This is a genomic window from Kribbella sp. NPDC049227 (assembly GCF_043197265.1).
Classification (GTDB): domain Bacteria; phylum Actinomycetota; class Actinomycetes; order Propionibacteriales; family Kribbellaceae; genus Kribbella.
Window position 1 is genome coordinate 637,441 of sequence record NZ_JBICST010000002.1, and the last position, 26,121, is coordinate 663,561.

Sequence of the window (26,121 nt, forward strand, 5' to 3'; positions counted from 1 at the left end):
CGTGCGATCTTTTCGGCATGTTCGTTTCTGGGCTGGAGATGAGTCGGCGGTTTTATCTGGAGAAGGTGCGGCCGGTGGTCGACGTGCCGCACAGTGCGGGGCTGATGGGACGCGGTTCGGAGGTGCTCGGGTTCGACGACGAGATGTCGACCGACCACAACTGGGAGCCACGGGCGCTGCTGTTCGTCCGAGAGGGCGTCACGCTGGAGCCGGACGTGCCGGACGAGTTCGAGGGGCGGCCCTGTTTCGTCGAGGTCCACACGCTGCGGTCGTACTACCAGAAGCAGTTGGGATTCGATCCGGATCAGGACCTCGCGGTTCGGGACTGGCTGACGTTCCCGGAGCATTTCCTGCGGATGCAGACGGCCGGTGGTGTCTTTCACGACGACATCGGACTGCAGGCCGTGCGGGACCGCTTGAATTACTATCCGACGGACGTCTGGCGCTATTTGCTGATCGCGGCCTGGTGGCGGGTGCATCCGGAAATGAATCTGGTCGGTCGGTCCGGGTACGTCGGGGACGAGCTCGGGTCGGCGGTGATGGGTGCGCAACTCGTCCACGACCTGATGCAGCTGTGTTTCCTGATGGAGCGCGAGTACGCGCCGTACCGGAAGTGGTTCGGTACGGCGTTCAGCCGGCTGGCGTGCGGGCCGTCGGTCGGACCGCAGCTGCGCGAGGTGCTGCGGGCCGAGACGTGGCAGGAGCGGGAGGCCGCGCTGATGGCGGCGTACCGGGTGCTGGGTGAACTGCACAACCGGCTGGAGATCACGCCGCCCATCGAGCTCGGAGTCGAGCGGATGTGCGGCCGGCCGTTCAAGGTGGTCTGGGGTGATTTCCCGGGCGCCCTCGCAGCGGGGATCGAGGATCCGGAGGTGAAGCGGATCGCCGAGCGCTGGCCGGTGGGCGGGATCGACCAGGTCCGGGAGGTCTTGTGGGGCCGCGGGAACGGCCGCCGTCAGTTGGTCGGGCTCCTCGACTCCTGATACAGGCCGGCCAGCAGCTCGACCGCCGCCTGGGTCGCGGGGTGCGGGTCCTGACGGTGCCAGATCAGGTGCACGTCCACCGGCGGGGCATCGCGGAGCGGGCGGTAGACAACGCCGTCGCGGCGGTACTGCGTTGTCGTCGCGTGCGGAGTGACACCGACACAACGGCCGGACGCGATGTCGGACAGCCAGTCGTCGACGTCGTGCGTGTACTCGATCCGTGGGCGTGCTTCCTCGGGCCAGAGGTCGACCGTCGTACTGCCGGTGCGCCGGTCGATCACCAGGACGCGGTCGCGGAGCTGCGCGAGGGTGACCGTGCGTTTGCGCGCGAGCGGGTCGTCGGCGGGCAGGGCGCAATACCGGCGTTCCTGGGCGACTGTGGTGTGCGCGAACCGGCGCAGGTCGATGTGGGTGCGGACGACCGCGAGATCGCACAGTCCTTCAGCAAGTCCGCCGGTCGACGTGTTGGTCCGGATCAGCTGGAGTTCGATCTCTGGATGCTCGGCGGCCCATCGCCGCTGGAACTCGGCCGTATGACGTCCCATCGCCGACCAGGCATGCCCGATCCGCAAGCGCGTGTGCCCGGTCGTCGCCTCAGCCACCAACTCGTCGACGTCGTTAAGGATCTGGCGAGCTCGTGCGAGCACCTGCACTCCTGCTGTCGTCGGTGTCACCGATCGGCTCGTCCGATGCAGCAGGCGGACACCCAACCGTCCCTCCAGCGCGAGCAGATTCCGCGACACCGCGGCCTGCGAGACGCCCAGCTCGATCGCCGCGTCGGTGAACGTCCCGGTGTCCACCACGGCGACCAGGCAGCGCAGGTGCCGGAGCTCGAGATCCATAACCCCAGCGTATAGATGGCTGCGCCGATGCATTTTGCCGAAGGCGCGGCGGCACGGAACCTCTGAGCATGGAGAGAGGTCGGCTGGGTGGGGTAGCGATGATGCTCGGGAGCGGGCTGTCGACTCAGGTGGGTGCGTCGGTCGCCGCGCTCGCGTTTCCGGTCATCGGACCAGTCAGCGTGGTGGCTGTCCGGCAGTGGATGGCCGGGGCGGTGCTGCTCGCGGTCGGGCGGCCGAAGCTGCGGACGATCACCAAGCGGCAGTGGCGGGCGGTGCTGGCGCTGGCCGCCGTGTTCGCGGTGATGAACCTGTCGCTCTACACGGCGATCGACCGGATCGGCCTCGGGCTGGCCGTGACGCTGGAGTTCCTGGGGCCGTTGGCGGTCGCGTTGATCGGATCGCGCCGGATGGTCGATCTGCTGTGTGCGCTGACTGCCGCACCCGCGGTCCTGCTGCTGACCCGGCCGCAGGCGACGTCGGACTACCTCGGCATCGGGCTCGGACTGCTCGCTGCTGTCTGCTGGGCCTGCTACATCCTGCTGAACGGAGTCGTCGGGCGCGAGCTGCCAGGCGCGACCGGATCGGCCGCGGCGGCGGGAGTGTCCGCTCTGGTGTACGTCCCGATCGGTGTGTTCGTGCTCTGGCAGCACCCACCGACGGTTGCGGCGGTGTCGTACGCGCTGGTCGCCGGGGTGCTGTCGTCGGCCGTCCCGTTCCTGGTGGACCTGCTGACGCTGCGCCGGGTGCCGGCTCAGTTCTTCGGCGTCTTCATGAGCGTGAACCCGGTGCTGGCCGCCCTGGTCGGCCTGGTCGTGCTCGATCAGCACCTCGGCCCGATCGACTGGATCGCCATCGCGGTGATCGTGACCGCGAACGCCGTCGCGATCCTGGTGAGGCCTTTGACCCCGCCGTCCGGAAAGGTATCCGCTGACGGGGAGTGACGGTCTCCTCGCAGCAGAGTAAGGAATGCAATTGCGTAAGGTGGCGGCCCTCGCGGCGGTAATGACCATGGGCGTCGGCGCGCTGACGGCGTGCTCGGGTGGCGACTACTGCAGCGAGCTCCAGAACTACGCCGAGGCGGCCAAGAACCTCGACATCAAGGACTCCGAGGCGGTCGGCAAGATGCTCGACGAGGCGAAGAAGGTGTCCAAGTCGGCGCCGGACGATCTGAAGGACGACTGGAAGATCGTGCTCGACTACGCCGAGAAGGCCCAGGACGCGAACGGCGACATGGGCAAGCTGACCGAGCTGGCCAAGAGCGACGGCGAGAAGATCACCCCCGCGATGGAGGCGATCAGCAAGCAGGCCAAGGACACCTGCAAGGTCACCATCGACGGCTGATCCGGCCAGGACGGCGGCCGTCCACGCCGTCCTGTTCCGCGCTGTCCTGTCCTCCGCGCTGTCCTGTCCGCGCCGTCCTGTCGCGTCGTCCGGCCGGGCGGCTGCGGAAAGTATTCGTTTCTGATCATTTGATCACCGCCGGTAGCCTCGGCAGGCATGAAGCGCACCCTCGCCCTGGCCGCCACCGTCATCGCCGGCACCGCCACGCTGACCGCCTGCACCGAGGAGCAGGCCTACTGCGTCGACCTCGCCGGGTACGCCGCCAACGCGGTGAACGTCGATCCACAGAAGCCGGCCGACTACGTGAAGATCCTCGAGGACGCCAAGAAGCTGCGCGATTCCGCCCCCGCGGACGTGAAGGACGACTGGGGTGTCGTGGTCGGCTTCGCCGAGAAGGCCCAGAAGGCCGGCTCGGACCGGGTCGAACTGGCTCGCCTGAGCAAGGAGACCGGCACCGTGATGACGGCGTACAAGGCGATCAGCACGCACGCGAAGGACTCCTGCAAGGTCGACGTCCCGGCCCTGAACTGACCGTCTGATCGATCCAATGCGCCGCCCGGCCGGTGACTCCGCCCGCAGCGGGCCCGAACATGGCCCGATGGAGCGCAGGAGGCGCCCGAAGCCGTGTTAGGTTCCCTTGCGAAGCCACACAACGGGACAGGTGAAACGGTGCCACTTCCTTCTTTGACCCCGGAGCAGCGAGCGGCGGCTCTGGACAAGGCCGCGGCGGCGCGGCGTGAACGAGCCGAGATCAAGAACCGGATCCGGCATTCGGGAGCGTCTCCGACGGAGGTGCTCCACGAGGGGCAGACGAACGACGTGATCGGCAAGATGCGGGTGAGCGCGCTGCTGCAGTGCATCCCCGGCGTGGGCAAGGTCCGCGCCCAGCAGATCATGGAGCGGGCGGGGATCTCGGAGACGCGGCGGGTGCGCGGCCTCGGCTCGAACCAGATCGCCGCACTCGAGCGCGAATTCGCCGAGTGAGCCGAACCGAAGTTCTCCCCGGCTCGTTGGACACTGGTGTGACGATGACCACGCACCCGAGGAACCAGACAGACAACCCGGCCGGCTCCGGCCGGACCGGCAAGTCGACGACCGGGGGAGCTGTGCTGACCGTACTGGCCGGGCCGACGGCGGTCGGGAAGGGCACGGTGGCCGCGGACGTCCGGGAGCGCTACCCGGACATCTGGATCTCCGTTTCGGCCACGACCCGCAAGCCCCGGCCGAACGAGGTGCACGGTGTGCACTACCTGTTCGTGTCCGACGCCGAGTTCGACCGGATGATCGCCGACGGTGAGTTGCTGGAGTGGGCGGTGGTGCACAAGGCGGCCCGCTACGGCACCCCGAAGCAGCCGGTGCTCGACAAGCTGGCCGAGGGCCGGCCGGCCCTGCTCGAGATCGACCTGCAGGGTGCCCGCCAGGTCCGCGAGTCGATGCCGGAGGCGCAGTTCGTCTTCCTGGCCCCGCCGAGCTGGGACGAACTGGTCCGGCGCCTGGTCTTCCGCGGCACCGAGACTCCGGAGGAGCGGGAGCGCCGGCTCGAGACCGCGACCGTCGAGCTGGCCGCCGAGAAGGAGTTCGACGCGACGATCGTGAACGCGTCGGTTCGGGAAGCCGCTGATCAGTTGGTAAAGTTGATTCGATCACCCTCCATCTCTGGAAAGAGCTGACCTTGTCTGGCAACCAGCCCGTCGCCATCGGCATCACGTCCCCGCCGATCGACGACCTGCTCACCCGCACCGACTCCAAGTACAAGCTGGTGCTCTACTCGGCCAAGCGGGCGCGGCAGATCAACGCCTACTACTCGCAGCTCGGCGAAGGCCTGCTCGAGTACGTCGGTCCGCTGGTCGAGACCCACGTGCAGGAGAAGCCGCTCTCGATCGCGATGCGCGAGATCAACGAGGGTGTGCTGACCTGCACCGACATCGACCCCGAGGCCGAGGCGGAAGCCGCCGCCGCGGAGAAGTCCGAGTAGTTCTCGGGCGATGGCGACCGGGTCAGCCGGCGTGGGCCGGCCGAATGTGGTGCTCGGAGTCGGCGGCGGTATCGCTGCGTACAAGGTCTGTGACCTGCTGCGACGGCTGACCGAGTCCGGGCACAGCGTGCGGGTGGTCCCGACCGCGGGCGCGCTGGAGTTCGTCGGTGCGGCGACCTGGGCCGCACTGTCCGGTCAGCCGGTGACGGCCGATCCGTTCGACAACGTGCACGAGGTTCCGCACGTCCGGATCGGCAAGGCCGCCGAGCTCGTCGTGGTCGCTCCGGCGACCGCCAACCTGATCGCCAAGGCCGCGCACGGCCTGGCCGACGATCTGCTCACCAACACCCTGCTGACCGCGCGCTGCCCGATCCTGTTCGCGGCCGCGATGCACACCGAGATGTGGGAGCACCCGGCCACTCAGGCGAACGTCGCCACCCTGCGGTCCCGTGGCATCACCGTCCTCGACCCGGCCGTCGGCCGGCTCACCGGCACGGACACCGGCCGCGGCCGACTGCCCGAGCCGTCGGAGATCTTCGCGATCAGCCAGTTGATGCTCGCCGACGAGGCCGCGCGTGCCGCCGGTCATGAGGTCGCCGACCTCACCGGCAAGCACGTCCTGGTCAGCGCCGGCGGGACCCGCGAACACCTCGACCCGGTCCGGTACCTCGGCAACTCCTCGTCCGGCAAGCAGGGCTACGCCCTGGCCCGGATCGCCGCCGCCCGCGGGGCCAAGGTCACGCTGGTCGCGGCGAACTCCGAGCTGCCCGATCCGGCCGGCGTCCAGGTCGTCCCGGTCGTCAGCACCGGCGATCTGTACGACGAGATCACCGGTCGCGCCGCGGACGCGGACGCGATCGTGATGGCGGCCGCCCCGGCCGACTTCCGTCCGGCCGAGGTCGCCGAGCACAAGATCAAGAAGACCGAGGACGGTGCGGTCCCCTCGGTCAACCTGGTGCAGAACGTGGACATCCTGCAGACGGTCTCGCACGACCGCCGCCGGGCGAACCAGGTGATCGTCGGCTTCGGTGCCGAGACCGGTGACCCGGAGCACTCGGTCCTGGAGCTCGGCCGCGCCAAGCTCGAGCGCAAGGGCTGCGACCTGCTGGTCGTCAACGACGTCTCCGGCGGCAAGGTCTTCGGCAGCGACATGAACGACGCCGTCATCCTCGACCGCGACGGCGGCGCCCTCCCGGTCCCGTCCGGCAGCAAGGACGCGCTGGCCGGCGTGATTTGGAACCTGGTCGCGGCTCACTGGGGATGACCGCGGGCGGAGTGGTGGTGCAGGCGGCGACGGTGGCCGAGTTGCCGGCCATTCTGCGGCTCGCTGGTGAGGTCGAGCACTGGTTCGGTCCGATGGTCGACAACCCTGGCTTCCATCGCGCTGTTGAGGAGCACATCGCCGACGAGCGCGCCCTGGTGGCGTTCGCGCCGGAACGGGAGCCGGCCGGTGCCATCCTGTTCGGCGGCTCGTCCCCGACGTTCGCGGTGCACTGGCTCGTCGTGTCCGATGGCGTGCGCGGCCAAGGCGTCGGCCGCCGGCTGATGGACGCCGCCCTGGATCGGCTGACCGGTGGCAGCGGCCTGGGTGCCGGCGAGGCTGTCGAGGTCACCACGTTCGGCGTGGACCATCCGGGCGCGATCAACAGCGGTGCGCGGGTCTTCTACGAGCGCCTCGGCTTCTCCCGGGCCGAGCGCGCACCGGACGGACCGGAAGGCGGCTCCCGCCAGCTCTTTCGTCTGACCGGCGGGTCGTAGGACGGAGCGGTCAGGATCTGTCCGCTTTTCCCTCTACGGTCGCAGGTATGGAGATCAGTTGGCAGGCCGTCGTCGCCCGGCGGATGAAACGACACCACCTGACCGACCCGGGTGCCACTCCGGTCGACGTCGTACGGGCGATGTGTGGGGCGCATGCCCAGGTGTTGTCGGCGGGGGAGATGTCCGTGGCTCTCCGGCTCGCGGATGCCACCCGGGAGACGGTGCAGCAGGCTGACGGACTCGTGAAGACGTTCGGGCCACGCGGGACCGTGCATCTCCTGCCGCTCGACGATCTGCCGATGTGGACCGGGGCGCTGTCCGCTCTGCCGGCCGGGCTCGCGCCGCCGTTCATGCGGATGACTCCGGAGCAGACCGCGGAAGTGATCGCCGCCATCGGTGAAGCGCTCGCTCACGACGACCTGACCGTCGACGAACTCTCCGACGAGGTCGTACGCCGTACTGGGTCCTGGGCGGGTGACCTGGTGATGCCGGGGTTCCAGGGCTACTGGCCGCGGTGGCGGCAGGCGATCTCGGTCGCGGCCAACGCCGGTGTCCTCTGCTACGGACCCAACCGCGGCCGCAAGACGACGTACTCGAACCCGCACCGCTTCCAGCCCTTCGAGCCGATGGACGGCGACGCGGCGCTCACCGAGCTTCTCCTCCGCTACCTGCACTCCTACGGTCCGGCGACGCCGCAGCAGTTCGCCCGCTGGCTCAACACCACGCCAACCTTCGTCAAGCCGTACTTCGCCGGCCTCCCGCAGGTGCAGCTCGACGGGCAGCCCGCCTGGCACGCACCCGGCGACGGTGACTTCGACGACGAACCGCCGCGAGGTGTCAGGCTGCTGCCGTACTTCGATGCGTACGGCGTCGGCAGCTACCCCAGAGAGCTGTTGTTCCCGGGCAAGGCCTTCACCCGGGCGCTCGCCCGCGGCCAGGCCGGCAACTACCCGCTCGTGCTGATCGACGGCATCGTCGCGGGCGTCTGGCACCACAAGAAGTCCGGCCGGACGGTGCACGTCACCGTCGAGGTGCTCACCTCCCTCAACCGCACCCGACGCCGGCAGCTCGAAGCCGAGGTGGACCGGTCGGCTGCGATCCTGGCCTGCACGCCGTCGCTCACCGTGGGCGACGTCGCGGTTGGTCCGCACGCCTGAAACCCGACCCTCTGTCCACGATATGGCCGCGAATCCCGTATAGTGGATGAATTCGGAGCGTCATCGGGACGCGGGCGGAAACTGCTGGCATACTTCCCAAGATGCATCGCCAACCGTCGGTGCATTGGGGGGATCGCACGGCTGCCGCAGACAGCCGCGTGGCACAAGAGGAATCCGAGGGAGAACTGTGGCGAGGCGCCTTTTCACGTCCGAGTCCGTGACCGAAGGTCACCCGGACAAGATCGCTGACCAGATCAGCGACTCCATTCTCGATGCCCTGCTGGCCGAGGACCCGCGCAGCCGGGTCGCGGTGGAGACCTTGATCACCACCGGGCTGGTCGTCGTCGCGGGTGAGGTCACCACGACGGCGTACGTCGACATTCCGGGGATCGTGCGGGCACGCATCCTCGAGATCGGCTACGACTCGTCGCTGAAGGGCTTCGACGGCGCGTCCTGTGGGGTGCAGGTCGCCATCGGCAGCCAGTCGCCGGACATCGCGCAGGGCGTGGACACGGCGTACGAGAAGCGCTCGGACGCGTCGAGCGACGAACTGGACCTGCAGGGGGCAGGCGACCAGGGCCTGATGTTCGGCTACGCGTCGAACGAGACGCCCGAGTTGATGCCGCTGCCGATCACCATCGCGCACCGGCTGTCCGAGCGGCTGTCCGAGGCCCGCAAGGACGGCACGCTGGCGTACCTGCGGCCGGACGGCAAGACCCAGGTCACGGTCGAGTACGACGGTGACAAGGCGGTCCGGATCGACACCGTGGTGGTGTCCAGCCAGCACGCGGCCGACATCAGCCTGGACTCGATGCTGACCCCGGACATCAAGAAGCACGTGGTCGACCCGGTGCTCGAGCAGTTCGACATCGACTCGGCCGGCTACAACCTGCTGGTGAACCCGACCGGCCGGTTCGAGGTCGGTGGCCCGATGGGCGACGCCGGGCTGACCGGCCGCAAGATCATCATCGACACCTACGGCGGCATGGCGCGGCACGGTGGTGGCGCGTTCTCCGGCAAGGACCCGTCGAAGGTGGACCGCTCCGCGGCGTACGCGATGCGCTGGGTGGCGAAGAACATCGTCGCCGCCGGTCTGGCCGACCGGGTCGAGTGCCAGGTCGCGTACGCGATCGGCAAGGCCGCGCCGGTCGGTTTCTACGTCGACACCTTCGGCACCGAGTCCGTGCCGGTGGACAAGATCGCCGACGCGGTCCGCGAGGTGTTCGACCTGCGTCCGGCCGCGATCATCCGCGACCTGGACCTGCTCCGGCCGATCTACGCCCAGACCGCCCGTAACGGCCACTTCGGCCGCACCGGCGAGGACTTCACCTGGGAGCGGACCGACCGGGTCGAGGCGCTGAAGGCCGCGATCAACAAGTAGTTGTCCACAGGGGGACGGCAGTGCTCACCCGCACTGTCGTCCCACCGGACTAGAGTTTCCCGGTGACATCGAACGGGGACTCGCCGGAGCAGCTGACACTGCTGCGGGACACCGTTCGCAAGTCCCGCACCAAGGAGCCGGCCGGCATCACCGAGACGTTGCCGGTGGCCCGGATCGCGGTCGATGTGTCGTTGCCGCATCTGGACCGGCCGTTCGACTATCTCGTTCCGGAGGATTTGGCCGCGGCGGCGCAGCCCGGTGCCCGGGTGAAGGTGCGCTTCGCCGGCAAGGACCTGGACGGCTTCGTGCTGGAGCGGCTCGAGTCGTCCGACCATGAGGGCAAGCTCGTCCGGATCCGGAAGGTCGTGTCGCCCGAGCAGGTGCTGACCCCGGAGATCGCCGACCTCTGCCGCGCGGTCGCCGATCGGTACGCCGGAGTGTTCGCGGACGTGACGCGGTTGGCGGTGCCGCCCCGCCACGCGAAGGTCGAGGGCGAGGCGCTGCGGTGCAATCAGCCCGCGCCGCCACCGGTGTCCACCTCGCGCTCCGAATGGTCGCCGTACCCGGCTGGGTTCCTGGACGCGATCACGCGATCGGAGTCGCCGCGCGCGATCTGGACCGCCGTACCTGGGGCTGATTGGCCGCTCGCGTTCGCCCAGGCCGCGGCTGTGTGTGCGGCGTCGGGGCGCGGTGCGTTGCTGCTGGCGCCGGATGCGCGTGATCTCGAGCGGTTGGCGGCGGCGTGTACGGCGGTGCTCGGGGAGGCAGGGTTCGTCACTCTGTCGGCGGATCTCGGGCCGACCGCTCGCTACCGCGCCTTCCTCGCGGCGTTGCGGGGGTGCGCGCGGGTGGTGATCGGGACGCGGGCGGCCGCGTTCGCACCGGTGGCGGACCTGGGGCTGGTCGCGTTGTGGGACGACGGCGACGACTCGTACGCCGAGCCGCGGGCGCCGTACCCGCATGCTCGTGAGGTGTTGCTGCTGCGGGCGTTCCGGCAGAAATGTGCGGCGTTGGTCGGTGGGTTCGCGCGGTCGGTGGACTCGGCGGCGTTGATCGAGTCGGGCTTCGCGCACGAGCTGATCGCGGACCGGAGTGTGATCCGGGCGGCGGCTCCGGCGGTGCACATCGCGGGGGAGTCGGACACGGATCTGGCCCGCGACCCGGCGGCTCGCGCGGCGCGGCTGCCGCATCGGGCCTTCGAGATCGCCCGGGAGGGGCTGCGGTCCGGGCCGGTGCTGGTGCAGGTGCCGCGGGCTGGGTATCTCCCGAGCCTGGTGTGCCAGACGTGCCGGGCGCCGTCGCGGTGTTCGACGTGCGGCGGGACCTTGCGCCGTACCGGGGGAGCCGGGCCGGCGAGTTGCAGCATCTGCGGACGGCCCGCGGCAGATCACCGTTGCCCGGAGTGTGGTGACACCCGCATGCGCGCCGCCGTGGTGGGAGCCCGTCGTACGGCGGAGGAGTTGGGGCGAGCATTTCCCGGATTGGTGGTTCGTACGTCGGGGGGCGACAACATGCTGGACGTCGTGCCGGACAAACCGGCGCTCATCGTCAGTACGCCGGGCGCGGAGCCGGTCGCGGAGGGGGGCTACAGCGCGGCGCTGCTGCTCGACACGTGGCTCATGCTCGGCCGCCCGGATCTCCGCGCGCCCGAGGAAGCGGTGCGGCGGTGGTTCAACGCGGCGGCGCTGGTCCGGCCCGCCCGCGACGGCGGCACAGTCATCCTGGTGGGTGAGCCGTCAGCGCTCCCACTGCAGGCAGTCGTCCGTTGGAGCCCGGAAGGCTTCGCCACCCGCGAGATCGAGGAACGCCGGGCCGCGCGCCTCGCGCCCGCTGCCAAGCTCGCCGAACTCACCGGCCCAGCCGAGGCAGTGGCCGACCTCATCACGCGGCTGCGCCCGCTGCTCCCATCCACGGCCGGCCTCGAGGTCCTGGGCCCCGTCGACGTCGACGACGAGACTGTCCGAGCGGTGGTCCGCACGCCGCGAGCGGCAGGCACCGCCCTTGCGCGCGCGCTCAAGGAAGCCCAGTCCGCGCGCACGACGAAGAAGAACCCAGGCTCCGTCCGAATCCAGGTGGACCCGCCCAGCTTTGGTTAGGCAGTGGACGCCAGGGGAGTGGCGGCGGTCAGGAGTTGGCTGCCGAGGGAGGTGCGGTAGTAGAGGACGGTCCGGCCGTCGCGGCGCGAATCGACCACACCGGCGTTCCGCAGGATGCCGAGGTGCACGCTCAACGTCGGCGCGGACACCCCGAGTTGATGGGCCAGATGCGTCGTCGACATCGGCAGATCCAGGTGACTCACGATCGCGGCCCGGGTCCGCCCGACCAGGTCGGCGAGCGGCGAGTCGGCCGTCTCCTGCCGGTCCTCCCAGAGTCGCCCGAGACCGCGCGGCGGGTAGGTGATCGTCGGGACGTGCGGCGCCGCGGTCACCGCCAGCGCGGCCGGCCAGTTGAACACGCAGGGCACCAGCAGCACACCCTGACCGGTCATCGGTTCGCCGTGGCAGCAGAACGGCCGCTCGATCACGATCCGATCGCCGGTGAAGCGCACGGACGGATGCAGGCTCCGGAACAATCGCTCCAGCCCGCCACTGGCCAACTCGTCCAGCCGGAAGGCCAGATCCTCCTGCAGCAGCGCGCGCATCCGCCGCCAGTCGGGCTCGATCGCACGCCGCCAGTACGTCTCCAGCGACGAGGTGATCAGCTCCAGTGCCTTGGCCGGATGGGCGATCAGGTCCGGCAACAGAGGATGCGGATTGTCTGCCTGTACCTGGCCGATCTCGTTGACCACCAGATGGTGCGGGGTGGCGGCGATCGCGGCCAGGCCCGACTCCAGGCTCGTCGACCGCCGGGGTGGCGCCGGCGTCATGAAGTCGGGGATGTAGCCGACCGGCGGAATGAGTGCCCTCAGCAACGTCAGATCCGGGCCCTCGATGATCGGCCGCACCTTCTGCAGCCACGGCCCGTGCACACTGCGCGCGGTGTTGTTGCTCAGCGCCCGAACACTGGTCACTGCCTCCCACACCGGTGAGAGCGCGAACCGGATCCGGCCGACGTCGCCGGCGTTCAGGCTGATCGTGATCACCTGGGCAGGCTACCCCTCGATTAGTCCTGTGCCTAATGTTCGACACCGCCCGAGCTCGCCGGGAGAGTTGTCACCATGAGTGCTGTCGCCGTCGAGTCCCCTGCGCCCGCCGCCCTGCCGAGGGCTTTCTGGGCGCTCTGGGTCTGCCAGCTCGTCAACCGGCTCGGCAGCTTCGTGCAGCCGTTCCTGGTCCTCTACCTGACCCACGACCGCCACCTGTCGGCCGGTACGGCGGGTGCCGTCGCGGCCGCGGTCGGCACCGGTAGCGTAGCCGCCCAGCTCAGCGGTGGCTGGCTGGCGGACCGGGTCGGGCGCCGCGTGACCATGCTGATCTGCTTCTTCGGCACCGGCGCCGCCCTGATCCTGCTCGGCTCGGCCCGGTCGATGGCGATGATCTGGGTGACCGCCTTCCTGGTCGGCCTGCTCGGCGACCTGTTCCGTCCGGCCGTCCAGGCGACCGTGGCCGACCTGCTCGAGCCGGGCGAACGCGTCCGGGCGTACGGCCTGCTGTTCTGGGCGATCAACCTCGGCTTCTCGGTGTCCACCGTGAGCGCGGGCGTGCTGGCCTCGGTCGGCTACGGCCTGCTGTTCTGGCTGAACGCCGGTACGTCGGTGATCGCGGGTCTGGTGATCTGGGCGATGGTGCCGGAGAGCCGGCCGACGCCGGAGGCCGGTGTACGGCACCGGCCGCTGCTCCCGGTGGTGCTGCGAGACACAGTGTTCCTGCTGATGATCCTGCTCCAGATCGGCTACGCGACCATCTACATGCAGGGCTATTCGACGCTCCCGCTGGCGATGGCGGGCGACGGTCTGCCGTCCTCGACGTACGGGTTGGTGATCGCGCTGAACGGCGTGGTGATCGTGCTGATCCAGCCGTTCCTCGGCAAGTGGCTGGTGCGGATCGATCGGCCGAAGCTGCTCGCGGCGTCGATGCTCGTGGTCGGTCTCGGGTTCGGGATCGGTGCCGTCGTCCACACCTGGTGGGGTTACGGGCTGTCGGTCGTGGTCTGGACGATCGGCGAGATCGGGTTCGCGGCAGTCATCGGTGCCGTGTTCGCCGACCTCGCTCCGATCGACCTGCGGGGCCGCTACATGGGACTGGCCGGGATGGCCTTCGGAGTCGGCACGGTGGTCGGCCCTCTGACCGGGACCAACGCCCTCGAGCACTTCGGTCCGACCGTCACCTGGCTGGGCTGCGCCGTACTGGGCGTGGTGATCTTCATCGGGCAGTACTCGCTGGCGCCGGCGCTGCATGCGCGGGCTGCCGCGAACGCGGCGACCGCATGAGGTGAGCCGTGACCACGGTCGCGGCGATGACCGCGGTCGCGATCCAGAAGGCTCGGTGCGGTGTCGCCGGGTGGTGCAGGAACACTGTGCCCAGCCCGGCGACGCCGAGCGTCCCACCGAACTGCTGGACCGCGTTCAGCAGTCCGGCCGCCGATCCGGTCTCGTGCGGCTGAACCCGCTGGAGCGCTTCGGTGAAGAATGCGGTTGTAAACAATCCGACACCGGCACCGCCGAGGGCGAGCCCGGGGAGCAGCGAGTAGTTGGCGATCACGATGCCGATCAGCAGGACGCCGAGACCGACGTACATGAGCCGTGAACCGAAGCGGCCGATCAGCCACTGACCGGCGATCCAGGCGGTGATGCCCGTCGCCGCCGACCACGGCAGCAACGCGAGGCTCGAACGCATGACGCCGTGATGGAGCGTCAGTTGCTGATGCAGTACGACGACCAGGGTGAGGCCGCTCATCACCGCGAAGAACAACGTCGAGGTGACGAGGGCGGCGCCGAAGCCTCGGTGGGTGAACAGACTCAGCTCGATCAGGCGGCCGCGGCTGTAGCGCTGTTGTAGTAGGCACAGGCCGAGCAGGGCGACGCCGGCAGGGAGCAGGTACCAGTTCTGCGACTGCAGGATCGGGTAGACGACCAGCGCCGTACCCGCGGTGAGCAAGACGGTGCCGACGAGGTCGATGGCCGGTCGATGCGGAGACTTGGACTCGGGGAGTAGATGGGCGAGCCCGAGGACGGCGAGGCCCAGCGGGACGTTGACGAGGAACACGGCCCGCCACGACGTGGCCTCGGTGATGAAGCCGCCGAGCAGCGGACCGGAGATGCCGGCCAGGCCCATCACCGGGCCGATGGTGCCGAGAGCCTTCGGCAACTCAGGTCCCTCGAAGCTGGATCTGATCAATCCGATTGTCTGCGGGATGATCAACGCGGCCGCGACGCCCTGCACGACCCGTGCTCCGATCAGTACGCCGGGATGTGCCGCCAAGGCGCACGCGCTCGACGCCATCACGAAGCCCGCGACGCCGATCCGGAACATCCTTCGCCGGCCGAAGCTGTCGCCGAGGCGGCCGCCGGAGATCAACAGTGCAGCGAACGGCAGGGTGTAGGCCGCGCTGAACCAGGGGATGTCGGACGCTCTGCCGCCGAGGTCGGTGTGGATCACCGGCGCTGCGACCTGGACGATCGTCGCGTCGAGCAGATTCATTGCCTCGGCTACCAGTAGGGCGATCAGCCCGATCCATCGTTTCTGCATGCGCCAACTGTCGACGGCAGTGGCTCGGGAGTTCCAAGTTCTGGTCGATATCTGCGGATATCTTCCATCTGAGCGCGTTGTTCGACATGATCTTCACATGCTGGATGAGATCGATCGCGCTGTGATCCATGCGCTGCAGATCGACGGACGGGCGCCGTACAGCCGGATCGGGGAGGTCCTGGAGGTATCGACGCAGACGGTCGCACGGCGGTACAACCGGCTGCGGGCCGAGGCTGGGCTGCGAGTGGCCGGTCTGCCGGATCCGCAGCAGGCGGGGCGTTCCCAGTGGTTCGTCCGGCTGACGGCGACACCCCAGGCTGCGCAGGATCTGGCGAGTGCGCTCGCGCGGCGGCCAGACACGAGTTGGATCAAGCTGGCATCGGGTGGCACCGAGATCATGGCGATTGTCCACACCACGCCCAGCGACGGGAACGCGTTGCTCCTGCACGACATCCCGAGGACCGCCGGCATCACGTCCGTGTCGGCGCAGCACCTCCTGCATCTGTACGTCGGTGGCCCGACGGCCTGGCGGGGTCGCGCGAAGAGCCTGACGCCGGAGCAGGAGACCACCTTGCGTCGGGTGGTTGCGCCGATCGGTCAGATCCGCCCGCTCGATGCCGGTGATGCGAAGCTCCTCACCGCGCTCGGTGAGGACGGCCGCGCCACCCTCGCGGACCTCGCCGTACGCACGGGCTGGTCGGCCGCGACCGTCGCGCGGCGGCTCGACGAACTGCAGCACACCGGCGCGCTGTTCTTCGACGTGGACGTCGACCCGGCAGCGCTCGGTGCCACCACCAGCGCGATGCTCTGGCTCTCGGTCCCGCCCGCCCACCTGGACGCCGTCGCCCGCGCCCTGGCCGAACACGACGAACTCGCCTTCATCGCCGCGACCACCGGCCGCACGAACCTGGTCACCCAGGTTCTCTGCCAGAACCCGGCAGCCCTCCACACCTACCTGACGGACCGCCTCGGCGCGATCGACCACATCACCGCCCTCGAGACCGTTCCCGTCCTCCGCACCGTGAAGGCCGCCGCGCCCTTCAGCCCCGGTCTCGTAGGGTTGCGGGCATGACTGAGCGGACGATCGACGCAGTGGTGTTCGACATCGGCGGGGTGTTGCTGGACTGGAGCCCGGACTACCTGTACGCCGACCTGATCCCCGACGAGCACGAGCGGACCCGTTTCCTGACCGAGGTCACCACCCCGGCGTGGAACCACCAGCAGGACGCGGGCCGGCCATGGTCCGAGGCGGTCGCGGAGCTGAAGAGTCTGCACCCGCAGCACGCCGACCTGATCGAGGCGTACGACACCGGCTGGCTGACGATGGTGAAGGGTGTCTTCGAGGACACAGCCGCGGTCATCACCGAGATCCGTGCGCTGGGCATCCCGACGTACGCGCTGACCAACTTCTCGGCGGAGAAGTGGGAGGTCGCGCAGGAGGCGTTCCCGATCCTCACCCGCTTCGACGGCGAGATCGTGTCGGGGGTCGAGCAGACGGTGAAGCCGGACGCGAAGATCTACCGGATCCTGCTCGAGCGCTTCCACCTGGACGCGGCGCGCACGTTCTACACCGACGACACGCAGTACAACGTCGACGGCGCTCGCGCGGTCGGCCTCGACGCGGAGCTGTTCACCGGCGCCGCCGACCTCCGCGATCAGCTCCGTGCCCGGGGGATCGCACTACAGTGAAACGGTGACCTCTGTTCCGGACGACCGCTCATCGTTGATCAGGTCCGACGACCGCGACACGGCCGTCGAGCGTGTTCAGGAGGCCTACACCAGTGGGCTCATCTCGCACGAGGACATGGATCAGCGCCTCCACCAGGTGCTCACCGCTACGACCCAGCACGACATCGATGCGGCTCTGTCCGGGCTTCCCGCGCCGGATGCCGGCACCACGTCGACGATCGCCGCTGCCTCCGGGCGCATCCGGCGGCGCGGCGAGTGGCTGGTGCCCAGGACGCTGAAGGTCCACTCCGCGTTCGGGCGCCTGCAGCTGGACCTGTCCCGGGCGATCATCAGGCATCGGGTCGTGGACATCGAGCTGCAACTCGGCACCGGCGGGGCCAAGATCACCGTGCCGCGCGATGCGATCGTCGACCTCGAAGGGCTGCGCACCGGATGGAAGGACTCGCAGTACCAACCGCCGCGGCAGACCGGTGCAGCAGGACCGACGATCCGGATCTCCGGGTCCATGGGGTTCGGGAAGCTGCGAATCCGCCACTCGCGGCGCTAGGCGACGGCAGCTGAGATCGCCTCGGTGTACGTCGGGCTGCCGGACAAGTCGGCGGCTTCGACGTACACCGTGTTGTCCTGGCAGGTCATCGGTGTGAGCGCGGTCCCGGGCTTGCCGGCGTACATGCGCTGGGGACTGCCGAGACCGGGGCGCCAGCGGTTGATCTGATAGACGTCCTCGCCACCCGTGACGGTGCGGGTCTCCCAGAGGATCCAATTGCCGCAGGCAATGATCGTGTCGGTGACGACGGTGCCGAGCGGACGGGCGGGGGAGTCGGCGGTCTCGCGGACGTACGCCTTGCTCTGGTACTGGTCCGGGTCGGTGGCGCCGACCTCCGACCACACCGTTGCCCCGCGCACCGATGCGCCGCTCCACTGGATGCACTTGGTTGCCGCCACCACCGGTTGGGCCGGGCCGCCGGTCAGCGGTGCGGTCAGGACACGCTTGCAGCGGCGGGTGGTCTCGGGTGCGGTGATCTCGCTGAACGTCACCGAGTCCACCGACACCACCGGATCCGCGACGAACCCGGGGTCGGCGACACAGGTGACGGTCCGTCCCTTCAGCGTGGCGAGGTCGGCGACGATCAGGCACGACCGGTTGCGTGCATCGGTCGAACTGTAGGCGAACGTGCCGTCGTACGCGCCGATCTCGGGCTCGGAGACCTTGGGGAGCTGGGACAGTTCGGCCGAGCGGCCGGTGGTCAGGTCGTAGCGGAACACCTTGATCTCCGGCGCCGGACCGTCGGACCGGATGTCCTCGATCAGGGCCCAGTGGTCGTCGATCACCACCGGCGACTGCGCGACGAAGCCGGCGGCCGGGGTGTGCCGGATCACGACCTTCTGACTGCTCCGGTCGGTCACGGTGGTGATCCCGGCCTCGTCGCTGGCCCGGGTGACGACGTACTTGCGCTGTTGGGTGACCAGGTGCAGGCCGTCCACCGGTTGTCGCATCACCTTCGTCCAGGCCGGGACCGCCGTACCGGAGTCGGTCGGCGGGCCCGGCGTTCCGGTCGGGGTCCGGCTGGGTGTGCTGGACGGTGAAGGGCTCGACCCGTCCTTCGAGGAGGACGAGCAGCCGGCCAGCAGGAGGACGAGAACGGTGCCTACGGCAACGGTGGTACGACGCATCCGGTCAGAGTCCGATGTTCTTGAAGGAGTTGGCCAGGGTGGCGTTGAACAGCGCGGACGCCGGGATGTTCTTCGGGCCGTCGGTCACGTTGCCGCGGCTGTTGAACCGGCGTTCGTTGAACACCTCGAAGATCGCGATCGTGTTCTTGGCCCGGTCGTAGCCGCGGCCGACCTGGTAGTGGCCGCTGTGGTTGAAGGCCAGGTAGGGGAAGTACCGCTTGAGCAGTTGGACATGCTCGATGACGGGTGCCTTGTAGACGCCCAGATGCTTCTCGTGCACGGTCATGAACGTCTTCGAGTTCCAGCCGGACACGTTCTGCACGATGTAGGTGCCGGCGGACTTCGGCCAGGCCGTCTTCAGGTTGGTCTGCTTGACCATCGCTGAGATCGCCGTACCTGACGAGGTCGCACCGAGGTCCTTGGCCCAGGACGCCTGGGTGTCCTTCTGGTTGTCGTCGGCCCAGTCGATCGACTGGAACGTCGCCGGCCCACACCAGTACCCCTTCTCCTGCGAAGTCTGAAACCCCTTCATGATGTACGCCGCCCCCGGAGCCACAACCGGCACCACAGACGGAGTCACGGGCGCCGGAGTGCCCTGAGTGGGCGCAGTCCGCGTAGGCGTCACCGTTGGGGTAGGAGTCGGCGTCGCGTCTGCCCGCTCCTCTTCCTCCCCGCTCGCCGACGGCGAACGGGTCTCAGCCAGGAGGCGCAGGTCTCGCGCTTTCGCGCGTCCGTCCCAGGCGGCTTGCATTTCGTCCAGTTCGGTGGTGACCCGGACGCTCTTCGGCATCGCCGCGCGTTCCGCCACGAAGGCGGCCGGCGTCAGATCCCCGGTAGGAATGTCCTGCTCGACCCCGACCTCACCATCAGCCCGAACGGCCGGCGGGCTCATCACCTCCTGCAACTGAGCCCCAGTCGGCACCCGGTCGACAAACCCCAGCCCGAGGCAGTAGTTCTCCTCCTCCAACGTGAAGCAACGCATGATCGACGACGCCTGCGCCGACGTATCCGCCGCCTTCAACTGCAGATCGTTCGGCGACGTCTCCGTCACCTGCTTCACCACGTCACTCCACGACCGCGCCGCCTCGGGCTCGGCGACCGGCTCGCTGGGCGGCGTGGAAGTCGGGGCCGTAGTCGGGGCGGTGGTCGGGGTCACCGTGGGCTCCGCGGAAGGGACCACGGTGCGAGGCGGTCCGGAGGTCTCCGGGTCGCGCGGTTGGTAGGCGGCTGCGGTGAGGGGTGCCTGTGCAAGCAGTGCACCCAGGAGGATCAGAGTTGCCCCCCGTGCTGCTGTGGGCATTGGGTCTCCCGTTGGGCGTGTGACGACAGTGACTGAGGGTACGCCTGAGACCACAGTACGTGCTTGGGGCAACAATGTGGAGAGGCCCCTGCCACCTGAATCCACTCCCGGCGCCAACTAGACTTGGCCGGTCCCGGTCCGTGGAACGCTGTGGAGAGTCTGTGTCGGTCCAACCCATCCGCCTGTTCGGCGATCCCGTCCTGACCACCAAGGCCGAGCCGGTCGTCGACTTTGACGCCGAGCTGCGCCGCCTGGTGGCGAACCTCACCGACACCATGCAGGACGCGCCCGGCTCCGGCCTGGCCGCGCCGCAGATCGGTGTCGGCCTGCGGGTGTTCACCTACCACGTCGAGGGCGAACTCGGGCACCTGGTCAACCCGGAGCTGACACTGTCCGCGGACGAGCAGTTCGGCCCCGAGGGCTGCCTGTCGATCCCCGGGCTGACCTTCGACTGCCGCCGCGCCCTGTCCGTGATCGCCAAGGGCTTCAACATGTACGGCGACCCGGTCGTGATCGAGGGCTCCGACATGCTCGCCCGGGCGATCCAGCACGAAACCGACCACCTGGACGGCATCCTGTTCGTCGACCGGCTCGACACCGTCACGCGCAAGCAGGCGATGAAGGCGATCCGCGAGGCCGAATGGTCCGGACTCGGCGGCCCGCCGCAGGTCAGAATCTCGCCCCACCCGACGAACGGATTCGGTTTGTGAGACTCGTCTTCGCCGGTACGCCGGAACCTGCTGTCGCCGCGCTGAAGGCGATCGTTGCCAGCCGCCACGAACTCGTCGGCGTCGTGACCCGTCCGGATGCGCCCGCCGGCCGCGGCCGCAAGCTGGTCGCCTCCCCGGTCGCGCAGTACGCCGAGGAGCTCGGGGGCATCGAGATCCTCAAGCCGGTCAAGCCGCGGGACCCGGACTTCCTGGCCCGGCTGACCGAGATCGCGCCGGACTGCTGCCCGGTGGTTGCGTACGGCGGTCTGCTGCCGCAGGCGGCGCTGGACATCCCGCCGCGCGGCTGGATCAACCTGCACTTCTCGGTGCTGCCCGCGTGGCGTGGGGCCGCGCCGGTGCAGCACTCGATCATCGCCGGGGACGACGTGACCGGCGCCAGCACGTTCCGCATCGTGAAGGCGCTCGACGCCGGTCCGGTGTACGGCGTACTGACCGAGCCGATCGGTCCGCACGACACCTCGGGCGACCTGCTCACCCGGCTGGCCGAGTCGGGCGCGAAGCTCCTGGTCGACACGCTGGACGGGATCGACGCCGGAGTACTGGAGGCGCGGGAGCAGCCGGCCGACGGCGTGACGCTCGCGCCGAAGATCACCGTCGAGGACGCGGAGCTGGATCTGGCCGCGCCGGCGCAGCGCGTGGATCGGCTGGTGCGTGGGTGCAACCCGGCGCCGGGCGCGTGGACGATGTTCCGTGGCGAGCGGTTGAAGGTGCTCGCGGTCCGCCTCACCGACGAGGAACTGAAGCCGGGGGAATTGCGCGCGACCAAGTCGAGCGTCACGGTCGGCACCGGGAGCAAGGCGGTCGAGCTGGTGACGGTGCAGCCCCAGGGCAAGAAGCCGATGGCCGCGGCCGACTGGGCCCGTGGTGTCCGACTGACCGACGAGGACCGTCTGGGACCGTCCGGTGAGTGACCGGTCGCCTCGCAATCGGGGGCCGCAGCGTCGGCCGGACCGGGTGCGCGGGGTTGCGTATCAGGTCATCCGTCAGGTCACGGCCGAAGGTGGCTACGCGAACCTCGCGCTCAACAAGGCACTCCGCGAGCAGCGACTCAGCGGTCGTGACGCGGCGTTCTGCACCGAGCTCGTGCACGGCACACTGCGCTGGCAAGGCACGTACGACGCCTTCCTCGCCCGCAGCGTGTCGCGTCCTCTTGCCGATCTCGACCCCGAGCTGCTCGACCTCCTCCGTCTTGGCACCCACCAACTCCTCCGTATGCGCGTCGACTCGTACGCCGCGGTCTCCGAGATGGTCACCCTCACCCGAGCCGAGATCGGCCAGAAACGCAGCGGCCTGGTCAATGCGGTCCTCCGTAAGGTCAGCCAACGCACCCTCACCCAATGGATCGACACTGTCGCTCCACCGGTCGAGGAGGACCGCTTCGGCCACCTGGCGATCGCCAAAGCCCATCCACGCTGGGTCATCGAGGCCTTCGCCCAGGCCCTCGGCGAGGTCCAGCCGGACGCGGGGAGCGGCGGGTTGGAGCAGTTGCTGGACGCCGACAACGAGCCGCCTCGGGTGACGCTGGTGGCTCGGCCCGGGGTGTCCGATCTCGACGAGTTGGTGGCGGCGGGTGCTACTGCAGGGCGGTGGTCGCCGTACGCGGCTGTGCTCGAGGGCGGGGGTGATCCCGGCCGGATCGACGCCGTCGCGACCGGGCGAGCGGGCGTTCAGGACGAAGGGTCCCAACTGGTTGCGGTCGCGTTGGCGACGGCCGAGATCGAGGGCGACGACGCGAGCTGGCTGGATCTGTGTGCAGGACCCGGCGGGAAGTCCGCGTTGCTGGCAGCCCTGGTGAATCAGCGCGACGGTCAACTGACGGCAGTGGAGCCCCTCAAGCACCGCGCCGAACTCGTCCGCTCGAACCTGCGCGCGATCCCGGGGGAGCACAAGGTCCTCATCGGTGACGGCACCAAGCCGACCTGGCCGGTCGGTTCATTCGACCGCGTGCTCGCCGACGTCCCGTGCAGCGGCCTCGGCGCGCTCCGCCGCCGGCCCGAGGCCCGCTGGCGCCGTACGCCGGAAGACGTCGCCGAACTGCGTCCACTCCAAGAGGATCTGCTCGACTCAGCCCTCACCTCGGTCCGCCCGGGCGGCGTGGTCGCGTACGTCACCTGCTCCCCGCATCCCGACGAGACCCGAGCGGTAGTGGACGCCGTACTCGCCAAGCGCGACGACGCCAAACTCGAGGACGCCCGCCCGCTGTTCCCCGGCGTACCCGACCTCGGTGACGGCCCCGACGTCCAGCTGTGGCCGCACCTGCACGGCACGGACGCCATGTACCTGGCGCTCATCCGCCGGACGTAAAGGCCCACCACCCGGACCTGCTGTCAGGTGCAAGAGGCGCGACGGTCATGATAGAGGGGTGACAACGATCGCCCCGGCGCCTCGCTCGACCCGACAGCATCACCTGATCGGGCTGACCGCCGCCTTCGGCATCGGCATGCTGGTGGCGGTCCAGTCCCGGCTGAACGGTGAGCTCGGCGACGTCCTCGCCGACGGCATCGCGGCCGCCCTGATCTCGTTCGTCACCGGACTCGCCGTCCTGCTCGCCGGGGCCGCACTCGTGCCGCAGATCCGTCACTCGCTCGGCAACGTCTGGCGAGCGATCCGTACGCCGATGCGCGGGTACGGCGGCCTGCGCTGGTGGCAATGCCTCGGCGGCCTCTCGGGTGCCTTCCTCGTCGCCACCCAGTCGATCACCGTGTCGGTGATCGGCGTCGCGGTCTTCACCGTGGCCGGCGTCGCAGGCCAAGCGATCAGCAGCCTCGTCGTCGACCGGCTCGGCTTCGGTCCCGCCGGCCCCCAGCCGTTCACCACCGTCCGTGTTGTCGGCGCGCTGGTCGCGCTGGTCGCCGTAGTACTGGCGGTCTCGGACCAACTCGGTCACCCCGACGGCCTGCTGCTGGCGATCCTGCCCGCACTGGCCGGGTTCGGCGCCGCGGTCCAGCAGGCGATCAACGGACGCGTCGCGCGGACCGCTTCACCGGATGCGTACGGCGCGATCGCGGCCGGCGTGGTCAACTTCCTGGTCGGGTTCGCCGCGTTGCTGCTGGTGTTCCTCGTCGATCTCGGGTTCGAGGGCTTGCCGCACCACCTGCCGAGCGAGCCGTGGCTGTACCTGGGCGGCACCTGCGGAGTGATCTTCATCAGCGCCGCGGCTGCCGTGGTCCGTGTGGTCGGCGTGTTCGTGCTCGGCCTCGGCACCATCGCCGGTCAGCTGATCGCGAGCCTGTTCATCGACCTGTTCCTCCCGGCCGCCGACAAGGCGGTCACGTCCGCGGTCGTCGCCGGGACCGTGCTGGCCCTCGCCGCCGTCGTGATCGCGGCGGTGCCGAACCTCCGCCGCCACTAACCCGTCGTCGCCGGCGCCACAACCGCCGGCTTGCGCCGCAGCGACGCCAACAGTCCCTGCGAGACCGCGACGCCGAGCAGTACGACGAGGCCGCCGACCGGCTGGTACCAGACGATGTGCTCGTGCAACACGAGGACGCCGACAATGATCGAGAACACCGGCATCAAGTACGTCACCATCGACGCGCGGCTGGCGCCGATCAGCCGGATGTTGCGCATGCTGAGGACGAACGCCAATCCGCTGCCCAGCGCGCCGAGCGCGAGCACGCTGCCGAGCACCTCGATCGACAGTGACGAGGGCGCCGGCGGCGCTTCTCGCGTCAGGATCGGAGCCAGGATCGCCAACTGGACCGTGGCGCACAGGAACATGCTGGCCGACAACGCGGTCCCGGACAGACTGGTGCTCGCGACGAAGCGCTTCTGGTACGGGATCACGATGCCGTAGCTGACCGCCGCGAGCATGCAGAACACCTGCCCGAGGAGGTCCGCACCACCGTCGACATGCCACGCGCCGAGGACGACGAGCATCCCGCCGAACCCGATCACCAGTCCGGCGACCCGCTGCGTCGAGAACGTCTCGGTCCGGAAGACGAGCACCGCCATCGGCAGCACGATCAGCGGCGTGATGCCGTTCCAGATCCCTGCCAGCAGAGACGGAATCCGCTCCTCGCCGAACCCGAACAGGGTCCACGGGATCGCCGAGCCGGCCGCGCCGACGACGAACGAATGCGCCCACAGCTTCGGGTCGCGGGGGAGCGGTTCGCGCTTGATCGCCAGGATCACGAGCAGCACCGCGGCGCCGGCGATCACCCGCCCGAGCGCGAGGTAGAGCGGATGCAGTTCGCGCACGCCGACGGAGATGAACAGGAAGCTGCAACCCCAGATGGCCGCCAGGGCGAGCATCGTCGGGAGCCAGGCCTGCAGCGGGACCTGGTCAGTAGTCGTTTGGGTGCTCACTCCTGACATCCTGCACTATCTGACGGACAGTTCGTACATATCTGCCCGGCATCGGGCAATGATCGTGGGAAATGGACAACCGATGGCTGAGGCGTGCTCCGGCGGGGGAGGATGACGGCCATGGGTGCCTTCGACGTGGTCTCGGTCCGCAAGCAGTTCCCCGCGCTCGACGAGGGCGCCGCACACTTCGACGGTCCGGGCGGCTCGCAGACGCCGCGCGTGGTCGCGGACGCCGTCGCGGCCACGATGGTCTCGGCGATGGCGAATCGTGGTCACCTCACCGCGGCCGAGCGACGGGCCGACGAGATCGTCGTCGCCGCCCGCGCGGCGATGGCCGACCTGCTGGGCACGGATCCGCGCGGCATCGTCTACGGCCGCAGCATGACCCAGTTGACCTACGACTTCTCCCGCACCCTCGCCAAGTCGTGGGGACCCGGCGACGAGGTGATCGTTTCGCGCCTCGACCACGACGCGAACGTCCGCCCGTGGGTCCAGGCCGCCGAGGCCGCCGGCGCGACCGTCCGCTGGCTGGGCTTCGACACCGAGACTTCCGAACTGGACGACATCGCGCCGCTGCTGACCGACCGCACCCGCCTGGTCGCCGTCACCGGCGCGTCCAACCTGCTCGGCACCCGACCCGATGTCGCCCACATCGCCGATCAGGTCCACCAGGCGGGGGCGCTGATCTACGTCGACGGTGTCCACCTCACCGCACACGCCCCGGTCGACGCGACGTACGCCGACTTCTACGCCTGCTCGCCGTACAAGTTCTTCGGGCCGCATCTCGGTGTGCTGACGGCAGCGCCCGAGTTGCTCGAGACGTTGCGGCCGGACAAGTTGCTGCCGTCGGCGGACGTCGTACCGGAGCGCTTCGAGTTCGGCACGCTGCCGTACGAGCTGCTGGCCGGGACCACCGCGGCGGTCGACTTCATCGCCGGACTCGGTGGGACTGGAAGCACCCGTCGTGAGCGTCTGCTCGACTCGCTGCGGCTGGTCGAGGAGCACGAGGACAACCTCCGGGAGGACCTCGAATCCCGGCTGGCCGCCATCGCCGGGATCACGCTCCACGGCCACGCATCCCGCCGTACGCCGACGCTGCTGTTCACCGTGGAAGGCTGGGAGCCGTCGGCGGTGGCCGCGCGACTGGCGGAGGCCGGTGTCAACGCTCCGGCCGGCTCGTTCTACGCCTACGAACCCGCCCGCCACCTCGGTCTGGGCCCGACTGGTGGAGTCCGCGTGGGCCTCGCGCCGTACACAGACCAGTCCGATGTGGACCGTCTCGTGGACGCGATCGCCCGTCTTGACGATTAATCAGGCGACTATCTAAAGTCTGTGGGGAAATTCGTTCGAGGGGG

At 69.3% G+C, this 26,121-nt stretch carries 27 protein-coding genes; 21 read left to right on the plus strand and 6 right to left on the minus strand.

The features are described from left to right. The first annotated feature begins 17 nt into the window (after positions 1-17). Positions 18-983, plus strand: coding sequence for a DUF4037 domain-containing protein (locus ACGFH6_RS09875; RefSeq protein WP_393382124.1), 966 nt, complete (start codon positions 18-20; stop codon positions 981-983). On the opposite strand, the gene ACGFH6_RS09880 is transcribed toward ACGFH6_RS09875, so the two are convergent. Next, positions 956-1,825, minus strand: coding sequence for a LysR family transcriptional regulator (locus ACGFH6_RS09880; protein WP_393382126.1), 870 nt, complete (start codon positions 1,823-1,825; stop codon positions 956-958). The genes ACGFH6_RS09875 and ACGFH6_RS09880 overlap by 28 nt on opposite strands. A 68-nt stretch (positions 1,826-1,893) precedes the next feature. Here ACGFH6_RS09880 and ACGFH6_RS09885 point away from each other — a divergent pair, with 68 nt between their 5' ends. The 11 genes from ACGFH6_RS09885 (at position 1,894) to ACGFH6_RS09935 (ending at position 11,533) form a co-directional block, all read left to right on the plus strand. Beyond that, a complete protein-coding gene (locus ACGFH6_RS09885; RefSeq protein WP_393382128.1) occupies positions 1,894-2,766 on the plus strand; it encodes a DMT family transporter in 873 nt (290 codons plus the stop codon). A 40-nt stretch (positions 2,767-2,806) separates the two neighbouring features. After that, on the plus strand, positions 2,807-3,166 hold the full coding sequence (locus tag ACGFH6_RS09890; protein WP_393383023.1) for a hypothetical protein: 360 nt from the start codon (positions 2,807-2,809) through the stop codon (positions 3,164-3,166). A gap of 156 nt (positions 3,167-3,322) precedes the next feature. Beyond that, positions 3,323-3,697 (plus strand): hypothetical protein, encoded by a 375-nt coding sequence (locus tag ACGFH6_RS09895; protein ID WP_131353643.1) that lies wholly within the window; start codon positions 3,323-3,325, stop codon positions 3,695-3,697. A gap of 138 nt (positions 3,698-3,835) precedes the next feature. Then, on the plus strand, positions 3,836-4,150 hold the full coding sequence (gene mihF / locus ACGFH6_RS09900) for an integration host factor, actinobacterial type (protein ID WP_132320042.1): 315 nt from the start codon (positions 3,836-3,838) through the stop codon (positions 4,148-4,150). Positions 4,151-4,194: 44 nt separating this feature from the next. Continuing rightward, on the plus strand, positions 4,195-4,836 hold the full coding sequence (gene gmk, locus ACGFH6_RS09905) for a guanylate kinase (protein ID WP_393382130.1): 642 nt from the start codon (positions 4,195-4,197) through the stop codon (positions 4,834-4,836). A gap of 2 nt (positions 4,837-4,838) precedes the next feature. After that, positions 4,839-5,141: a DNA-directed RNA polymerase subunit omega gene (gene rpoZ / locus ACGFH6_RS09910; RefSeq protein WP_130388473.1), complete on the plus strand. Its 303-nt coding sequence runs from the start codon at positions 4,839-4,841 to the stop codon at positions 5,139-5,141. 10 nt (positions 5,142-5,151) lie between these two features. Then, positions 5,152-6,405: a bifunctional phosphopantothenoylcysteine decarboxylase/phosphopantothenate--cysteine ligase CoaBC gene (gene coaBC / locus ACGFH6_RS09915; protein ID WP_393382132.1), complete on the plus strand. Its 1,254-nt coding sequence runs from the start codon at positions 5,152-5,154 to the stop codon at positions 6,403-6,405. Further along, positions 6,402-6,899 carry a GNAT family N-acetyltransferase gene (locus ACGFH6_RS09920; RefSeq protein ID WP_393382133.1) on the plus strand — a complete coding sequence of 166 codons (498 nt, stop codon included), beginning with the start codon at positions 6,402-6,404 and terminating at the stop codon, positions 6,897-6,899. Before coaBC ends, ACGFH6_RS09920 begins: the two co-directional genes overlap by 4 nt. A gap of 47 nt (positions 6,900-6,946) precedes the next feature. After that, complete coding sequence (locus ACGFH6_RS09925; RefSeq protein WP_393382135.1) at positions 6,947-8,056, plus strand: winged helix DNA-binding domain-containing protein; 1,110 nt, start codon at positions 6,947-6,949, stop codon at positions 8,054-8,056. A gap of 187 nt (positions 8,057-8,243) precedes the next feature. Then, positions 8,244-9,437: a methionine adenosyltransferase gene (gene metK, locus ACGFH6_RS09930; RefSeq protein ID WP_393382137.1), complete on the plus strand. Its 1,194-nt coding sequence runs from the start codon at positions 8,244-8,246 to the stop codon at positions 9,435-9,437. 62 nt (positions 9,438-9,499) lie between these two features. Then, positions 9,500-11,533 (plus strand): primosomal protein N', encoded by a 2,034-nt coding sequence (locus ACGFH6_RS09935; RefSeq protein ID WP_393382139.1) that lies wholly within the window; start codon positions 9,500-9,502, stop codon positions 11,531-11,533. Here ACGFH6_RS09935 and ACGFH6_RS09940 read toward each other — a convergent pair. Next, positions 11,530-12,519, minus strand: a complete 990-nt coding sequence (locus ACGFH6_RS09940) for a helix-turn-helix domain-containing protein (protein ID WP_393382141.1) — start codon at positions 12,517-12,519, stop codon at positions 11,530-11,532. The genes ACGFH6_RS09935 and ACGFH6_RS09940 overlap by 4 nt on opposite strands. 75 nt (positions 12,520-12,594) lie before the next feature. Here ACGFH6_RS09940 and ACGFH6_RS09945 point away from each other — a divergent pair, with 75 nt between their 5' ends. Then, positions 12,595-13,806, plus strand: a complete 1,212-nt coding sequence (locus ACGFH6_RS09945) for an MDR family MFS transporter (RefSeq protein ID WP_393382142.1) — start codon at positions 12,595-12,597, stop codon at positions 13,804-13,806. On the opposite strand, the gene ACGFH6_RS09950 is transcribed toward ACGFH6_RS09945, so the two are convergent. Further along, on the minus strand, positions 13,739-15,064 hold the full coding sequence (locus ACGFH6_RS09950) for an MFS transporter (protein ID WP_393382144.1): 1,326 nt from the start codon (positions 15,062-15,064) through the stop codon (positions 13,739-13,741). The genes ACGFH6_RS09945 and ACGFH6_RS09950 overlap by 68 nt on opposite strands. A 97-nt stretch (positions 15,065-15,161) precedes the next feature. Here ACGFH6_RS09950 and ACGFH6_RS09955 point away from each other — a divergent pair, with 97 nt between their 5' ends. Genes ACGFH6_RS09955 through ACGFH6_RS09965 form a run of 3 tightly spaced genes read left to right on the plus strand, consistent with a single transcriptional unit; the run spans position 15,162 to position 17,300 of the window. Beyond that, entirely contained in the window at positions 15,162-16,136 is a 975-nt protein-coding gene (locus ACGFH6_RS09955; RefSeq protein WP_393382146.1) for an Lrp/AsnC family transcriptional regulator, read from the plus strand. Continuing rightward, positions 16,133-16,753: an HAD family hydrolase gene (locus ACGFH6_RS09960; RefSeq protein WP_393382147.1), complete on the plus strand. Its 621-nt coding sequence runs from the start codon at positions 16,133-16,135 to the stop codon at positions 16,751-16,753. The genes ACGFH6_RS09955 and ACGFH6_RS09960 overlap by 4 nt, the downstream gene beginning before the upstream one ends. Positions 16,754-16,757: 4 nt before the next feature. After that, complete coding sequence (locus tag ACGFH6_RS09965) at positions 16,758-17,300, plus strand: DUF1707 domain-containing protein (RefSeq protein WP_393382149.1); 543 nt, start codon at positions 16,758-16,760, stop codon at positions 17,298-17,300. Here ACGFH6_RS09965 and ACGFH6_RS09970 read toward each other — a convergent pair. Together ACGFH6_RS09970 and ACGFH6_RS09975 are read right to left on the minus strand one after the other, a co-directional pair. Continuing rightward, positions 17,297-18,427 (minus strand): hypothetical protein, encoded by a 1,131-nt coding sequence (locus tag ACGFH6_RS09970; RefSeq protein ID WP_393382151.1) that lies wholly within the window; start codon positions 18,425-18,427, stop codon positions 17,297-17,299. The two genes, ACGFH6_RS09965 and ACGFH6_RS09970, sit on opposite strands and share 4 nt — an antisense overlap. A gap of 4 nt (positions 18,428-18,431) precedes the next feature. Continuing rightward, positions 18,432-19,583, minus strand: a complete 1,152-nt coding sequence (locus ACGFH6_RS09975; RefSeq protein WP_393382153.1) for a hypothetical protein — start codon at positions 19,581-19,583, stop codon at positions 18,432-18,434. 305 nt (positions 19,584-19,888) lie between these two features. On the opposite strand from ACGFH6_RS09975, the gene def reads away from it, so the two are divergent. From def to ACGFH6_RS09995, 4 genes are read left to right on the plus strand one after another with little or no spacing between them, the layout of a single operon-like run. Then, positions 19,889-20,437 carry a peptide deformylase gene (gene def / locus ACGFH6_RS09980; protein WP_393382154.1) on the plus strand — a complete coding sequence of 183 codons (549 nt, stop codon included), beginning with the start codon at positions 19,889-19,891 and terminating at the stop codon, positions 20,435-20,437. Then, entirely contained in the window at positions 20,434-21,369 is a 936-nt protein-coding gene (fmt, locus tag ACGFH6_RS09985; protein WP_393382156.1) for a methionyl-tRNA formyltransferase, read from the plus strand. The genes def and fmt overlap by 4 nt, the downstream gene beginning before the upstream one ends. Further along, positions 21,362-22,762: an RsmB/NOP family class I SAM-dependent RNA methyltransferase gene (locus ACGFH6_RS09990; RefSeq protein WP_393382158.1), complete on the plus strand. Its 1,401-nt coding sequence runs from the start codon at positions 21,362-21,364 to the stop codon at positions 22,760-22,762. Before fmt ends, ACGFH6_RS09990 begins: the two co-directional genes overlap by 8 nt. Before the next feature lie 58 nt (positions 22,763-22,820). Further along, positions 22,821-23,810, plus strand: coding sequence for a DMT family transporter (locus tag ACGFH6_RS09995; protein ID WP_393382159.1), 990 nt, complete (start codon positions 22,821-22,823; stop codon positions 23,808-23,810). On the opposite strand, the gene ACGFH6_RS10000 is transcribed toward ACGFH6_RS09995, so the two are convergent. Next, positions 23,807-24,766: a DMT family transporter gene (locus ACGFH6_RS10000; RefSeq protein WP_393382161.1), complete on the minus strand. Its 960-nt coding sequence runs from the start codon at positions 24,764-24,766 to the stop codon at positions 23,807-23,809. The two genes, ACGFH6_RS09995 and ACGFH6_RS10000, sit on opposite strands and share 4 nt — an antisense overlap. A gap of 120 nt (positions 24,767-24,886) precedes the next feature. Here ACGFH6_RS10000 and ACGFH6_RS10005 point away from each other — a divergent pair, with 120 nt between their 5' ends. Next, positions 24,887-26,077, plus strand: a complete 1,191-nt coding sequence (locus ACGFH6_RS10005) for a cysteine desulfurase-like protein (RefSeq protein WP_393382163.1) — start codon at positions 24,887-24,889, stop codon at positions 26,075-26,077. Positions 26,078-26,121: the final 44 nt, after the last annotated feature.